Annotated in this window: 16 protein-coding genes; 6 read left to right on the top strand and 10 right to left on the bottom strand. The window is 32.1% G+C overall.

What is annotated here, in order from left to right; all coding sequences use genetic code 11:
• Positions 1 to 60: 60 nt before the first annotated feature.
• From LQ694_RS11670 to LQ694_RS11660, 3 genes are read right to left on the bottom strand one after another with little or no spacing between them, the layout of a single operon-like run.
• Positions 61 to 1989: a PTS fructose transporter subunit IIABC gene (locus LQ694_RS11670; RefSeq protein WP_239772067.1), complete on the bottom strand. Its 1929-nt coding sequence runs from the start codon at positions 1987 to 1989 to the stop codon at positions 61 to 63.
• A gap of 18 nt (positions 1990 to 2007) precedes the next feature.
• Positions 2008 to 2919, bottom strand: a complete 912-nt coding sequence (gene pfkB, locus LQ694_RS11665) for a 1-phosphofructokinase (RefSeq protein ID WP_058611520.1) — start codon at positions 2917 to 2919, stop codon at positions 2008 to 2010.
• Positions 2916 to 3677 (bottom strand): DeoR/GlpR family DNA-binding transcription regulator, encoded by a 762-nt coding sequence (locus tag LQ694_RS11660; protein ID WP_048539968.1) that lies wholly within the window; start codon positions 3675 to 3677, stop codon positions 2916 to 2918. Before LQ694_RS11660 ends, pfkB begins: the two co-directional genes overlap by 4 nt.
• A 173-nt stretch (positions 3678 to 3850) precedes the next feature.
• On the opposite strand from LQ694_RS11660, the gene LQ694_RS11655 reads away from it, so the two are divergent.
• The gene (locus LQ694_RS11655; RefSeq protein WP_048539969.1) at positions 3851 to 5044 is read left to right on the top strand and encodes a M20 metallopeptidase family protein; all 1194 of its coding nucleotides are present in this window, start codon (positions 3851 to 3853) and stop codon (positions 5042 to 5044) included.
• Positions 5045 to 5113: 69 nt separating this feature from the next.
• Here LQ694_RS11655 and LQ694_RS11650 read toward each other — a convergent pair whose 3' ends face one another.
• Complete coding sequence (locus LQ694_RS11650) at positions 5114 to 6022, bottom strand: aldo/keto reductase (RefSeq protein WP_218696896.1); 909 nt, start codon at positions 6020 to 6022, stop codon at positions 5114 to 5116.
• Positions 6023 to 6033: 11 nt separating this feature from the next.
• On the bottom strand, positions 6034 to 6963 hold the full coding sequence (locus LQ694_RS11645) for a CobW family GTP-binding protein (protein WP_058611524.1): 930 nt from the start codon (positions 6961 to 6963) through the stop codon (positions 6034 to 6036).
• 202 nt (positions 6964 to 7165) lie between these two features.
• On the opposite strand from LQ694_RS11645, the gene LQ694_RS11640 reads away from it, so the two are divergent.
• Positions 7166 to 7612, top strand: a complete 447-nt coding sequence (locus LQ694_RS11640) for a MarR family winged helix-turn-helix transcriptional regulator (protein WP_025904738.1) — start codon at positions 7166 to 7168, stop codon at positions 7610 to 7612.
• Between the two features lie 95 nt (positions 7613 to 7707).
• On the opposite strand, the gene cydC is transcribed toward LQ694_RS11640, so the two are convergent.
• Complete coding sequence (gene cydC, locus LQ694_RS11635; protein ID WP_065380973.1) at positions 7708 to 9375, bottom strand: thiol reductant ABC exporter subunit CydC; 1668 nt, start codon at positions 9373 to 9375, stop codon at positions 7708 to 7710.
• Positions 9372 to 11006 (bottom strand): ABC transporter ATP-binding protein/permease, encoded by a 1635-nt coding sequence (locus tag LQ694_RS11630; RefSeq protein ID WP_231401434.1) that lies wholly within the window; start codon positions 11004 to 11006, stop codon positions 9372 to 9374. Before LQ694_RS11630 ends, cydC begins: the two co-directional genes overlap by 4 nt.
• Before the next feature lie 139 nt (positions 11007 to 11145).
• On the opposite strand from LQ694_RS11630, the gene LQ694_RS11625 reads away from it, so the two are divergent.
• The 3 genes from LQ694_RS11625 (at position 11146) to LQ694_RS11615 (ending at position 13367) form a co-directional block, all read left to right on the top strand.
• Entirely contained in the window at positions 11146 to 11991 is an 846-nt protein-coding gene (locus tag LQ694_RS11625; RefSeq protein ID WP_058591649.1) for an undecaprenyl-diphosphate phosphatase, read from the top strand.
• An 84-nt stretch (positions 11992 to 12075) separates the two neighbouring features.
• Positions 12076 to 12912 (top strand): hypothetical protein, encoded by an 837-nt coding sequence (locus tag LQ694_RS11620; RefSeq protein ID WP_231401433.1) that lies wholly within the window; start codon positions 12076 to 12078, stop codon positions 12910 to 12912.
• Positions 12912 to 13367 carry a YaiI/YqxD family protein gene (locus LQ694_RS11615; protein ID WP_058611575.1) on the top strand — a complete coding sequence of 152 codons (456 nt, stop codon included), beginning with the start codon at positions 12912 to 12914 and terminating at the stop codon, positions 13365 to 13367. Before LQ694_RS11620 ends, LQ694_RS11615 begins: the two co-directional genes overlap by 1 nt.
• Positions 13368 to 13385: 18 nt before the next feature.
• On the opposite strand, the gene LQ694_RS11610 is transcribed toward LQ694_RS11615, so the two are convergent.
• Positions 13386 to 13637 (bottom strand): hypothetical protein, encoded by a 252-nt coding sequence (locus LQ694_RS11610; protein ID WP_078099953.1) that lies wholly within the window; start codon positions 13635 to 13637, stop codon positions 13386 to 13388.
• Positions 13638 to 13713: 76 nt separating this feature from the next.
• Here LQ694_RS11610 and LQ694_RS11605 point away from each other — a divergent pair, with 76 nt between their 5' ends.
• Positions 13714 to 14283, top strand: a complete 570-nt coding sequence (locus tag LQ694_RS11605; protein ID WP_058611526.1) for an LOG family protein — start codon at positions 13714 to 13716, stop codon at positions 14281 to 14283.
• Here the strand turns inward: LQ694_RS11605 and LQ694_RS11600 are convergent.
• Together LQ694_RS11600 and LQ694_RS11595 are read right to left on the bottom strand one after the other, a co-directional pair.
• A complete protein-coding gene (locus LQ694_RS11600) occupies positions 14258 to 14728 on the bottom strand; it encodes a 2-thiouracil desulfurase family protein (protein WP_058611527.1) in 471 nt (156 codons plus the stop codon). The two genes, LQ694_RS11605 and LQ694_RS11600, sit on opposite strands and share 26 nt — an antisense overlap.
• 12 nt (positions 14729 to 14740) lie before the next feature.
• Positions 14741 to 15280, bottom strand: a complete 540-nt coding sequence (locus LQ694_RS11595) for a GNAT family N-acetyltransferase (protein ID WP_049319689.1) — start codon at positions 15278 to 15280, stop codon at positions 14741 to 14743.
• Between the last annotated feature and the right edge of the window lie 56 nt (positions 15281 to 15336).

Below are 15336 nucleotides of genomic sequence, written 5' to 3'. Positions count from 1 at the left end.
AAAAGCTGTCTACAAAGTCACAACTTTGTAGACAGCTTTAAATTTAACACGATATATTGATTATTCTACTTCTTCAGCGATTTCAAGTTGCTCTTTCGTTAATTTCGGTTTAATAACACCATAAATAATTGCTGCAACTAATGCACCGATAACTACTGCTAGTAATGTTTGTAATACATGACCGAAGTCAGTTGCAAATATAACAAAGATACCGCCATGTGGTGCTTGAATTCTTGAACCTAAACCTAAAGCTAAAGCTCCACCAATACCTGAACCAACCATCATTGATGGAATGACACGTAATGGATCTGCTGCTGCAAATGGAATAGCACCTTCTGTAATGAATGATAACCCCATCACATAGTTTGGAATAATAGAACCTTTTTGTGCTTTAGTAAATTTCTTTCTAAATATTAACATCGCTGTTGCTATTGCTATTGGCGGAATCATACCACCGACCATAGCTGCAGTAATTGCTGCAGCGTTTCCTTCAGTTAACGCTGCTGTCGCAAATACATATGCAGCTTTATTAAATGGACCACCCATATCAATTGCCATCATTGCACCAAGTACTAAACCTAATAACATAATATTAGAACCAGATAAGTTATTTAATCCGTCTAATAATAAATTATTTAACCATGCTGTTGGTGGATTTACCACATACACCATAAGTAATCCAGTAAGTGATACTGATAAAATTGGATAAATTAATGTAGGTTTTAAACCTTCAAACATTTGAGGTAAGTTCTTAAATACATATTTGATACCTTCTGTTAAGTAACCTGCAAGGAAACCAGCGATAATACCACCTAAGAACCCTGAACCACCTGCTACTGCTAGCATACCACCGACTAAACCAGATGCAAAACCAGGTTTATCTGCAATACTTCTAGCGATGAAACCTGCTAAAATAGGCACGATTAATTTAAATGCACTTTCACTACCAATCGACCATAAATTAGCTGCAAATTCGTTATATTGTCCGCTCTTTGGATCGAATGAGTTTTCACCAAATAAGAATACGATTGCCATCAAGATACCACCAGATATAACAAGTGGTAACATATTTGAAACACCATTCATTAAGTGTTTATATATCGTCTTAGATACACTTTGTTTTTCATTGCTAGATGCACTACTTTGTTTCGCACCTTTAGCTACGAATGGTTTACGTGACGTGTCTTGTGCCATATTGATTAATTCTTCTGGACGTTTAATACCATCAGCAACCGGAACTTGAATCACGTTTTTACCATCGAAACGATCTGTTTCAACATGCACATCTGCAGCCACAATGATACCAGATGCTTTTTCAATTTCTTCATCAGTTAAGTGATTTTTAATACCACCTGAGCCATTTGTTTCAACTTTAATTGGCACACCCATTTTTTTAGCTTGATTTTTCAACGCATCTGCAGCCATATAAGTATGTGCAATACCTGTAGGACATGCTGTTACAGCTAATACAAGTCCTTTTTCAGAATCCGCTTCTGCATTCGTTACTGCTGCTTCTGAAGATTCATCTGAAGCTTCATCATCATGCTTATTAATGATATTTAATACTTCTTCTTTACTTTTCGCTTGTAATAACTCTGCTCTTACATCTTCATCCATCAAAATGCCTGAAAGTTTAGCAAGGGCATCTAAATGTGTTTGTGCACCACCAGCTGGCGCTGCAATCATAAAGAATAAATGAGCTGGTTGCATGTCTAATGATTGATAATCTACACCTTCAACAGATTTACCAAAAGCAATCGCAGCGGATTGTACAGCATCTGTTTTAGCATGAGGAATCGCAATACCTTCACCAATTCCTGTTGTACTTTGTGACTCTCTTGCATGAATCGCCTGTTTAAAAGTTGCTTCATTGCTTAATTTCCCAGCGCTGTTTAATTGCGCAACTAACTCATCAATGACTTGATCTTTACTTGTTGCAGAAAGATCCATTGCAATAGTTTCCTTCGTTAATAGTTCTGTAATTCTCATTTTAATAACCTCCCTATTTTAAACATGTTTAATGATTACTTTAGAAATTATTTTTTCTATATCTTCTATATTAGCTAAGTCCGCATTAAATGCTGTTGCTGTACCACAGCTTACCGCTAATTGAAATGCTGATTCTATGTCTTTGTCTGCTTCTAATCCTGCTACCATACCAGCAACAGTACTGTCACCTGAACCAACTGTATTCACAACTTGACCACTTGGTACGATAGCTTTTAATCGTGTTTGTTGATCCACATAAATAGCACCTTCTCCACCGAGTGAAACTATGACTGCTTGAGCACCTTCATTTAATAATTGCTCAGCACATTCAATGACTTCTTGATCCGTTTCAATTTGTTTATCAAATATTTCTTCTAATTCATGTTTATTTGGTTTAACAAATTTCGGATTATATGCTAGTACTGATTTCATCAAATCTTTCTCAGCATCCACGATTAAATTCGCACCAGTCTGTTTAAGTATTTCTGCTACTTCTTGATATACTGGATTTTGTAGTGAACTTGGCACACTGCCCGCAATTATAACCGTATCTTCTGATTGCGTATTTTTCATTTTCGTTAAAAATTCTTCGTAGTCATGAGGTTCAATATTTGGCCCCGGTCCATTAATTTCAGTTTCTAAACCAGATTTCAATTTCACATTTATTCTTGTATCATCTTTAACTTCTACAAAGTCTGTTAAGATGTTTGCTTGATTAAGTGCATCTTTAATAAAATCTCCAGGAAATCCACCTATAAAACCTGTCGCTGTGCTTTTGATATCTAATGTTTGAAGTACTCGAGAAACATTAATACCTTTTCCACCAGCAAACTTGTTTGTTTCATGTGCTCTGTTTAATTCACCTACTTCAAATTGATTTGTAAACATTACATAATCAATTGATGGATTAAACGTAACTGTATATATCATTTTAGTCCTCCGTTAATTTTATATTTTTCTTTAAATTGATTTAAATTAGTTAATGTTTGAATCGCTTTGTGAGAAGTTAATATTTCTATTGATTTCTTATATGTCACTTCCGCAAACGATACTTCATTAAATTTAGAATGATCTAACAAGACATATACTTGAGATGCTAAATGAATAGCCTTTTCTTTCATTTCAGATTCGTACGGGTCTGGTGTCGTTAACCCATAGTTCAAATCAATGCCATTCATACCAATAAAAGCTTTGTCAAAACGATATCTTTCAAGGGATTTAACTGCATTGACGCCTATATTCGCAAATGTCGTTGCCTTTACTTCTCCACCTGTCATATAAACCGAAATTCCTTTTTCTAATAACGGTCTTACATGTGTTAAACCATTTGTTACAACGATAATATCTTGTTGTGTAATAAATGGAATCATTTCTAAAGTAGTTGTCCCAGCATCTAAATATATCGTATCTCCGTCTGAAATTTGACTGACAGCTAATCGTGCAATCTCTTGTTTTTCATCTTGATGTCGCGATTCTTTATCTGTCATATTACGCTCTTCATGGCGCTTTGCAATTTGAGTTGCACCACCATGAACTCTTTTGAGCAAACCTCTTTCTTCAAGTTGAGATAAATCTCTCCTAATTGTTGATGTACTTGAATTCGTCAAATTAATAAGTTCTTGTAGAGATACTGTTTCCCGTAAATTAATCTCTTCTAATATTAATTGGTGTCTTTCAGTCGTTAACATACAATCTCCCCTATTCCTCTACATAATAAAACGTTTTCATTTTAATGTCAATCACTTTCATTCACTTTCAACCAAAATCAACCAAAAATTTTTAGTTGTTTTATAAGTGCAATCATTTTATACAGTAAAAGATTACTGTTATACTTTTCTAGTATAATTTTAGGAGGTAAATCATGAATAATTTAAAAGAAAAGCTTTTTAACCTAATTGAAAAGAAAGAAAGTGACATGATTGATATTAGAAGGCATTTGCACCAACACCCAGAACTCTCATTTGAAGAAGCGCAAACTGCTGAATATATTAAATCATTTTACGAAGGCAAAGATGTTAAAGTAACACAACCTTTAGAAAAAGAACATGCTATTATTGTAGAAATTAAAGGTGGTCAAGAAGGTAGAACGATTGGTTTAAGAGCTGACTTTGATGCTTTACCTATAACTGAAGAAACAGATGTTCCTTTCAAATCACAAAATGAAGGTGTTATGCATGCTTGTGGCCATGATGCTCACACTGCTTATTTAATGGGACTTGCAGATGCACTTATTGAAATTAAAGAAGAATTACCTGGCACAGTTAAAATCATTCATCAGCATGCTGAGGAGAAACCTCCTGGTGGTGCTAAAGCACTTGTAGAATCTGGTGCACTTGATGATTTAGATGAAGTTTATGGTATCCATATCGTTCCAGTAGCTGGACCTGAATTTATTGGTTACAATAAAGGACCATCATTCTCAGGAAGTTCAACATTCAAATTGACGATTAATGGTTTAGGCGGACATGCAGCAAGTCCACACAAAACACATGATGCATTAGTTGCTGGGACAAACTTTGTAAATGCTATTCAAACGATTGTATCAAGACGTATAGATCCATTAGATATGGGTGTCGTTACGATTGGCGCATTCGAAGCACCAGGTGGATACAACGTTATTCAAGATAGCGTTACAATCAAAGGTACTGCTAGATATTTAAACCCTGAATTAGAAGAAACAATGTATCAAGAAATCAAAAAAATTGCAGATAGTGTTGCAGTTGGATTCGATATTGAATATGACTTAGATTATCAATTTGGTTATCCTGTACTTTACAACCATCCAGAACAAACTGATAAAGTAGCAGAAATATTATCAAATAGTAAAGGCGACTATTTCCAACAGTTAGTTGAAATACCTCAAGTTACAGGATCAGAAGACTTCGCCTACTATCTACAAAAAATTCCTGGTTCATTCTACATTGTAGGCAGTAAACCAGAAGGCGTAACAGAACCATATATGAATCACCACCCTAAATTTGATGTGAATGAAGATTGCTTGCAAGTAGCAGCAAAGTCTTTAGCAGAAATTACATTAAATAGATTAGAAAAATAAATATTAATATAAAAAACGAGGCTGGAACCTGTATATAGGTTCCAGCCTCATCTTTATATCATTATCATACTATAATATATCTTCACCACGTGATGCGACATAAATATCGAACCACTCTTGATCTGTTAATTGTAATTTTGTAGCATTTACAGCTTCGTCGACTCTTTCTATCTTACTTGAGCCTACAATTGGCATCACTTTTGAAGGTAATCTGAGTAACCAACTGTAAATGACCGTGCTTACTGATACGTTATATTTTTCTGCTAATGGTTGTATAACTGCCATAATGCGTCTTGCTTTTTCATCAGTTTGATCAAATAATTTACCGCCAGCTAATGGACTCCATGCCATTACTTTAACATCATGTTGCAACATTCTATTTAATGTACAATCTTCAATATTTTCAAGTTGATATGGTGATACTTCAACTTGATTTACTGAGATATGCGACATTTCTTTCTTCAAACTTTCATTTAATAATTCATATTGATTGCATTTAAAGTTTGAAACACCGAACGCTTTTATTTTTCCTTGTTCAACTAAATGCATCACTGCACGCGTCATTTCATCTGAATCCATTAATGGAGATGGACGATGAATCAGTAGTGTATCGATGTAATCTGTCTTAAGATTTAAAAGCGATTTATCAACTGATTCAATAATATGATCATAACTTTGATCATATCGATGACCAGTATTTTTAGCGATTTGATCATTCGGTAAAATAATACCGCATTTTGTGACGATTTCAATTTTCTCTCTTAAATTAGGTGTTAATGCTAATGCATCACCAAATAATGATTCACATGTATAATTACCATATATATCAGCATGATCCATTGTAGTAATGCCTCTATCAACAATTTCATGTATAAAATCATTTAATTGTTGATTGTTATAACCCCATTCATTCAATCTCCAAAAACCATGTACAATTCTAGAATAACTAACATGTTTATTTATACGAATTCTTTCCATCCCATCATCTCCTAAGAAAAATTCAACATATCTAACTTGTTGCGAATACTTGCTTTATCTATAGATTCACCTATTATGACAATTGTTAAAGGCATATTCATTATTTCTGGTTCATATTGAGGTACCCCAAATGCATATTGAAATAAATAAGTTTGCTCTGGCTCTTCTCTAAATTTCAGAAATCCTTTAATTCTAAGAATCGAATCAGGTAATTGTCTTAAGAAATTCATTAATAGTTCCATTTCTATCGGACCACTAAATGTATAATTTATGGATTGAACACCATGATGATGACTATGTTTAGCTTGAAGTGACAAAACTTCATTTACAGGTATTTCAACACCATCAATATTTGAAAACTGCGTAAAGTGTATCACTGGTTGATGTTTGATTGTTTGTAATGACGTTTCTAATGATGCTTTTTCTTCAGCAGATAATTCATCAGACTTATTAATAATAATCAAATGAGAATATAACATTTGTTCTTCCATTAATTGTTTCGTCTGAACGGTATATCTCGATCTTTCTAGATATCTTTTCCCGTCCATTACACCAATAATTGTTGGCATTTCAACTTTATCTATTAATGTAGGGTTTTGACATGCATCCACTACTTCTACAGGATGCGCAATACCAGTAGCTTCAATTAATACAAGATCAGGCTGGTCTTTATGATATAAATTATGTAATACAACTTCAATATCATCTTTCAATGAGCAGCATATACAACCATTTAATAAACTTTGAGTAGAGACATCATCACCTAACAGATTGCTATCAACATCAAAAGAACCAAATTCATTCATAATGATTGCGACCTTTTGACCAGATTCCTTTGCCTTCATGATGAGTCTTTGAAGTAATGTTGTTTTACCACTACCTAAAAAACCTGTCAAAATTGTTACTGCCATTTTATTTTTATTCTTCATACTTTGACTCATATTCAAACCACCTTTCTGTAATTATATGATATAAGTTCAGAAACTACAAAGACTTAAAGTTCATCCTATAACTTATACTTTAAATATTCATAAATTACACATCACTAAAATATTTACAAAATAAAAATATTCATTATATAATGAATTAGGAGATTTCAAAAAAAATAATGAACCATTGCATTTGTAGTTTGGGGGAAAGATTATGCCGGATAAATTAGATATCCAAAACCAATTGTGTTTTAATTTGTATAATGCGCAACGACAAGTTAACCGTTATTATTCAAACAAAATTTTCAAGACGTACAATATTACATATCCACAATATTTAGTATTAACGATTTTATGGGAAACCGCACCGGTCAATGTCAAAAAGCTTGTAACAGACTTAGCCCTAGATACAGGTACTGTATCCCCTTTATTAAAAAGAATGGAAAATTTAGATTTAATCAAACGTGTACGTTCTGAATTAGATCAAAGAGAAGTGTTTGTTCATCTAACAGAAAAAAGTGAACAAATGAAACCACATTTACACCAAGCTTCACATTTAATTCAAGATGTATCAGAGTTAAATGATGAAGAAACTAATCAATTAAACAACTTATTACAAAAATTGATCAATAATGTAGATAAAATCAATCAAGAAAAATAATACAGCAAGCATCTATCATCTTGCTCAAAATAAATAAGCATATCACGTAACTGAATGCTCAGTTTAAAGTGATATGCTTATTTTTTATCTAGTATTTATTCTAATTGCTCATTATATTGAATGACTTTATATAAATAACCTTGTTCTTTAATGAGTTGTGTATAATTACCTTGCTCTATAATATGTCCTTCATTCATGACGATTATATGATTGAAGTTTTGTAAATATTTCAAGTTATGCGTCACAATCACAATTGTATCATCTTTATTTAATAAGAGATTCATAACATTTTCTTCATTTTTTTCATCTAATGAAGCTGTTGGTTCATCAAGCAACCATATTTGAGCTTTTCTTAACAATAATCTTGCTAATGATAAACGTTGACGTTCCCCACCTGAAATGTTATCAGCATTTTTAGTTAGCTGCTGATCTAAGTTTAAATGATTTAAATTTACGGCAGCAAGAACGTTTGTCATAAGCTCATCTTCTACTTCAATTAATAAGTTCTCTCTTACTGTGCCTTCGAAATAATGATTATGTTGCAACATTGTATTGATTTCATTCACATAATCTTCTTGAATCACATGAGACAACTGTTCTTTTTTATAGGATAAAGTACCATCATTCACACTGTATAATCCCATTAATATATTGAGCATCGTTGTCTTACCTGAACCTGAAGGACCTATAATTGCTACATGATCTCCTTCATTTATTTCAAAGTTAATTTGAGATAACGTTTCTCTTTCTTGAAAATCATATTTAAACATTACATTCTCTGCTTTATACAATGCATGATTTTGAACTGAACGTTCTTGAGGCATCTCAAATGATTGATTGATGACCTCTTCTATATTTTTAAGGCTTCGCTCTGTATCCGCTTTGTAAAATGCAACATTAGTCATCGGGATAGCTTGTTCAAATAGCGTAATTGTTATCATTAATATACTCGCAAAGAATACAGCGTTTAATACACCATCTTGTATTTGCCAAATACATAAAATAGTCATACACCAAATACTTACCATCGACGATAAATTCAGCATAAAGTCATAAGAACTTAAAAATTTCTGTTCTTTATATTTTTTATCTTCATATTGATATTGTTTATTTAACACTTTCTCTTTAAATGCACGATATTGTTGGAATCTTTTTAATTCTGAACGTCCTTTTTCAAAATCAAAGTATTCAGCAACATATGCTTCTTCACTTTGTTGAACAGCTTCAGCCAAACTTTCAGCTCTTTTAGCTGATAAATAAGGGATGATGATGACTGACATCAACATTGAAAGTCCTATAATCGCACCGGCATATATATTGAAATTAATCATCACGAGTATTGTTATAAATGTCGTTATGATAATAACAATTGGTGGATAATAAACTCTTAGTAAAATATTTTGTAATCGTTCAACGTGGTTTACCATTTGCGTTAATAAATCACTCGAACGGTATCTTCTAAATACGTTTGGAACTATTGGAATGAGTTGATTAAACAGGTTAACACGTATATCCCTCAACATTGTAAATGTAGAACGATGCGAATATAATCTTTCGAAATATCTAGTTATTGCACGAACAAAACCAAATAACTTAATAGATACAATTAAAATCATTAATGCATATAAAGGTGTTCCAAGCGCACTTTTAGATATCATATATCCACTTAAAGCAAACATTCCAAGTGCAGTTAACATGCCAAATACGCCTATTACAATAGAAAGATAGAAGTCTTTATCAAATTTAATTTTTAATTTTTTCATGACGTAGCACCACCTTTTTGAGATGCGTCATATGATTGAACGGTTCCATTATGAATTTCTATATAATCAGTGGCATATCTCAACACTTCTTTTCGATGTGCGATTGTGAGAATAGTCTTTTGATGCGCAAATTGGTTAACAGTTTGCACGATAAGTTGTTCTGTTTCAATGTCTAATCCAGTTGTTGGTTCATCAAAAATAACCACATCAGGATCAAGTAATAGTAATCTGGCTAGTTCTATTCTTCTCATTTCTCCACCAGACAGCATTTCATAACCATCACCTATCATCGTATGCATACCTTTAGATAATTGTTTTACTTTTTCAAATAAGCCAACTTCAGTTAACACTTCGTTAACACGATTTTCATCATAATTTTGGAACATCGTGACATTTTCATACAAAGATGCGCTGAAAATATAAGGTCTTTGGGATAAATACCCCATTTTTAATGTTTTTTTATAAATAATCTTACCTTCATTGGGATTCAATTCATTTAACATAAGTTTAATTAATGTCGATTTACCAGCACCACTCGGTCCAATAATTGCTGTATGATGATTTTCTTTTATACTTAAATTGATTTGATCAAATGAAAAATCTTTACGTTCTGGGTATGTGAATGATACATGATCAAATTGAATGATATCTTCATCATTCATATTTGAGTCAATATGAATGTTTGAAGCTTGTATAGATTCTTCATTACTCATTTCTTCAATCAATTCAATATAACCTTCACTTTGTTTACCCGTATGGAAAGCTTGTCCTAGGTCTTTAATCGCATTATAAAATTCTGGTGCTAATAATAAAGTAATGATGGCAACTACAAAAGATACATCGTGAAATACGATTAATCTCAAGCCTACTTCAAGTGCCACAATACCTATTCCAAGCATTGAGATAAATTCCAACATTAAGCCTGATAAGAAGGCACTTTTCAAAATTTCCATTGTTAAATCTCTAAATGACGTACTTGATTTATAGATTTTTTCAGTCGTTTGATGTGTTCGATTGAATAGTTTTAACGATACCAGACCTTTTGTTAAATCTATAAATTCTGCTGCAAATTGATCTAAAGATTGCATTTGGTCTTTCGCTTTATCACGAGTTCTTAGTCCAAAGACAATATAGAACAGTGGAATAAATGGCGCTGTAATCATCATAATTAAAGCAGCTGGCCAATGAATAAAGAGTAATGTAATGATAATCGTTACTGGGATAATGGTTGATTTGAAGACTTGAGGCAAATAAGATTCATAAAAAGGATGTATACCCTCAACCACTTCAGTAATCATTGTTATTTTAGTTCTATCTGTTTCATTATTTATCAATTGATGTCTAACATCTCTTTTAACTTTATAAGAAAGTTTTTGTCCTGATAATTGATTAAGGTAGTTAAAGCATGCTCTTAAAAGCAATACAATGAGCAAGATTGCTAGCCATAAATAAAGTTGTTGACCATTTGATTTTACGACGAGCATTTGGTTAATAATTTTTCCTAAATATATATTTTGAAATACGACTGTTAAACTTAATAAAAACGAAGCAAGAAACATAAATATTTGCAACGTTTTATAATGCATACTATACTTTGTTAAATCTTTCACAATCTCACCACCTTGTTCCATTATAACGCCTTTATGAAAAAAATAAACTAAAATGTATTATTAAATATTAGCATATTACATTGTAATATTTGGTACAATGATGATACGGTGATTGTCTCTAGATAACCACAGACTTTCATAAAAATAGAGGAGCAAAGCTATGTTTATATTAGAATTAATAAAAGCCATTATATTAGGTATTGTTGAAGGTTTAACAGAATTCGCACCTGTTTCATCTACAGGACATCAAATTTTAGTAGATGATATGTGGTTAAAGTCTAAAGCCTTTCTTGGAAGCGAATCAGCATTCACATTTAAAGTTGTGATCCAATTAGGTTCGATCCTTGCAGCAGCATGGATATTTAGAAATCGATATTTTGAAATGTTACATATTAAACAAAACGAACAGAAAAAAAGAAAATTAAAATTGTCACATATTATTGTCGGGCTTGTACCAGCTGGTATTCTTGGACTATTATTTGATGACTTTATTGAAGAACATTTATTTAGTGTTCCAACTGTATTAATAGGTTTATTACTTGGTGCTATATATATGATTGGTGCGGATATGTATTCTAAACGCGTCACAAATCCACACAAAGTAGATGATATGAACTATCCAAAAGCATTTGTAATTGGTCTATCTCAAGCAATTGCATTATGGCCAGGATTTAGTCGTTCAGGTTCAACCATTTCGACAGGGGTCTTCTTAAAGTTAGATCATAAAGCTGCTTCTGACTTTACGTTTATTATGGCAGTACCCATTATGTTTGCAGCAAGTGCAAAAGCATTACTTGGAAATCTACAATTTATAACGTTGGATCAAATACCTTTCTATATTGTAGGGTTTATCGCATCATTTATATTTGGACTTATTTCTATTAAATTATTCTTAAAACTCATTAATAGAGTGAAATTAATACCTTTTGCGATTTATCGTATTATTTTAGTTATTATAATTGCCATTGCCTATTTCGGTTTTGGAATTGGTCAGAATATCGGCTAACGCATCGTATGAATCGTTTGAAGATTATGATATAGGGTATTGAAATAAGATATATTATAAGAAATGACTACGGAGGAATGACTCATGAATGATAAAGTTAAATTAATTGTTAACACATTACCACTTGTATTAGTTCCATTAATTAGAGAACGCAAAAAAATAAAAGAACATCCAGATGTTAAACATGTAACTGAAACGACTGTTGATTTTTCACATAAAGTAAAGGATAAAACAATCGAAACGAAAGATAAAGTTGCAGAAAAAACACAACCTGTAAAATCATATGTTGTTCAAAAGAAACGTTTATATGAATATAACAAACAAATGAAACAACCTTTTAAAGAAGAACAAAAAGAAGCAAAACAACAACAAAAAGAAATTGATCATTTAGATAAAAAACTTCAAAAAAATATCGATGCTCGTAATAAAGAAGAAGAAAAAGTACAAAAAGAAAATAAAAAAGCGCGTATTAAAGAATTGACTCATTACCAAAAAGTTGAAGAACAACAAGCTAAAAAAGGTGAAAAACTTCAAAAAGAAAACGAAAAAGATGTGACGAAGTTAGATAAAAAGTTACAAAGTAATATCGAAGCGCGTGAACAAGAAGAACAAAAATTAGAGCAACAAAACAAAGAAGAACGTATTAAAGAAATAAAGAAATATGAGGGACATCAAATGAACACAGCAACTACACAAAGCAGTAATGCAAAATCAATCAACGACGTAAGCTCTAAACAAGCAAAACCAAATATTCAAGAATTAGTCAATGAAAGAGTTAGAAATGAGAAAGAGGAAAAATCTAGTCATCTTCTATTTAATCAACATAAATCGTCTATGTCTCAACATATCAGCCAATTTCCATATGATGAACATACGACTGAACACCAAAAATCTAAGAAAAGATTTCGTCGCAATAAATGATTAACAGAATTATTATAGATGGAGATGCTTGTCCAGTTACGGATGATATCATTCGCTTAACTCAACATACAAGCATCTCTGTTCTTATTATTAGAAGTGTTAACCATTTTTCACTAACGGAATATCCCGATTATGTTTCAACAATATATGTTGATCATGGTGCAGATAGTGCAGACTTTAGAATTGTCAAATTGACGCAACCAGATGATATAGTTGTGACGCAAGATTATGGACTAGCGAGTCTTTTATTAAATAAAGCCCTTCATGTTATCCACCATAAAGGGTACGAGTATACTACTCAAAATATTGAACAACTGTTAACGCAAAGACATATTTCTGCTCAAGTACGTCAACAAGGTGGAAGAACGAAAGGACCTAAAAAACTCACACAAGAAGACCATAAAGTTTTTTCAGAATTCCTATCAAAATTAATAAAAAAACATTCTGGACAATGATAATCGTCCAGAATGTTATTATTCTATCATTTGTTTTTTAGCTTTTTCTAAATTAACTTTATCTGTTTCTTTCATTTGTTCTAATTCTAAACGCATCTTATCTGTTTCTAATAAGTAGTTCTCATGCTTTAATTTTTCAAGCTCTAATTCATCTTTAACACGTTGGGATTTAATTTTTTCTATTCTAACCGTTTTACTTTGATGGTTTTTTATGAGCCCGGCTACTGATGAAATAAGTACAATAAGCACGACCATTAAAAATATATTCACAGTTATACCCCCTTCTTAAATAAATAGAAGTATCTTTTAAAGTTATTATACTACATATGCGAGAGGAGTAATATATATGAAGAAAATTGCTGTTTTTTGTGGCGCAAGTAAAGGAAATGACCCAATTTATACAGAACAAGCTTATGCGTTAGGTAAATATTTAGCCGAAAATAAATATGAGTTAGTATATGGTGCCGGATCAACTGGCATGATGGGAGCAGTAGCCAATGGTGTCATTGACCATGATGGTATTGCTATTGGCGTAATGCCGAGATTTTTAGGAGAACGTGAAATCGCTCATGAAAATTTAACAGAATATCATGTTGTCGAAACAATGCATGAAAGAAAACAAATGATGTCTGATATGGCTGATGCATTCATTATGTTACCTGGTGGTGCTGGTTCTTTAGAGGAATTCTTTGAAATTTATACTTGGTCTCAAATAGGACTACATCACAAACCAATTGCCGCATTAAATACTAAACAGTTTTTCAATCCATTAAGTTCAATGATTGATCATTTAATATCGACTGAATTTATCAGTTCAGATTATAAAAATTTAGCGATTATTAAAGAAAATGTCGATGATTTATTTAGTGCTATGAAAATGGCACAACCCGTTAAACTTCGTGATTATCAAAAATAGTTAAAAAATTTTTTTCATCATAAACGTTAATATCATTTAATGTAAAGAGGGCTGTCGTGACACCGACACCTTCTTTTTTATTTCCCGTAAATGTACCATCGTATATAACAGTACTACCACATGATGGACTATCACTTTTCAGAATAACTGTATTAGCATTTAAATCTTTAATAATAGAGAGTGCACGTTTAGCGCCTTCTTTAAATTGTATTGTGACATCACGACCTTTAACAGTCATGACCTTTGCTTGATCATTCCACACATCATAACCATCTCCTCCGATGATTTCTGCTGGTTCTCTTGGAACTTGTAAGCCACCTAATATTTCAGGACAAATACTAATTGCTTTCTTCTCATCTATTAAATTCTTATAGAATAAATCTAACTTATGGTTACCATCATATCTTACTTTTTCTCCAACTAAACATGCACTAATAACAATCATATCATCTACTCCTTACAATACTTTATGATATAAAACATGTGCTGCTAAATCATCATCATGTATGACTTTTGGATGCAAGAAATTCCTAATATGGTTCATTTCTAATTTTTCCATAACTCTTCTGGAAGGTTTATTAATTTCCGACGTAAAACTATACACTTCATCGATACCTTTTGATTTAGCGTATGTTAATACCGCTTCTGCCGCTTCTGTCGCTAACCCATTACCCCATACATCCTTATCCATTCGCCAACCTATTTCATAAAAAGGTAATTCTGGGAAACTTAATTCGCTACCTTCTGGAATATAATTCAAACCTACCATACCAATAAAGCTTTTTGTTTCTTTTAATTCCACAGCAAATAAACCAATTTCCTGTTGATCGATGACTGATTTCATTTGGTCAATCATATTTTCAGTCGCACGATAGCTCAATATATCTGGAAAGTATCTTCTTACTTCAGGACTTGCATTCATACTTTGAAATAATGCAACATCCTCGTCTTTCCAATTTCTAAGTATTAAACGTTTTGTTTCAATGTAATGTTTCATTTTATTCACCCAACCTTTATCATATTCAAAAAAGGATGTACTAATATTTTAGCACA

The sequence above is a fragment of the Mammaliicoccus sp. P-M58 genome (assembly GCF_022386165.1).
In the GTDB taxonomy this organism is placed as follows: domain Bacteria; phylum Bacillota; class Bacilli; order Staphylococcales; family Staphylococcaceae; genus Mammaliicoccus; species Mammaliicoccus sciuri.
Note: the sequence above shows the minus strand (reverse complement) of the source record. Positions and strands in the feature narration are given on the sequence as shown.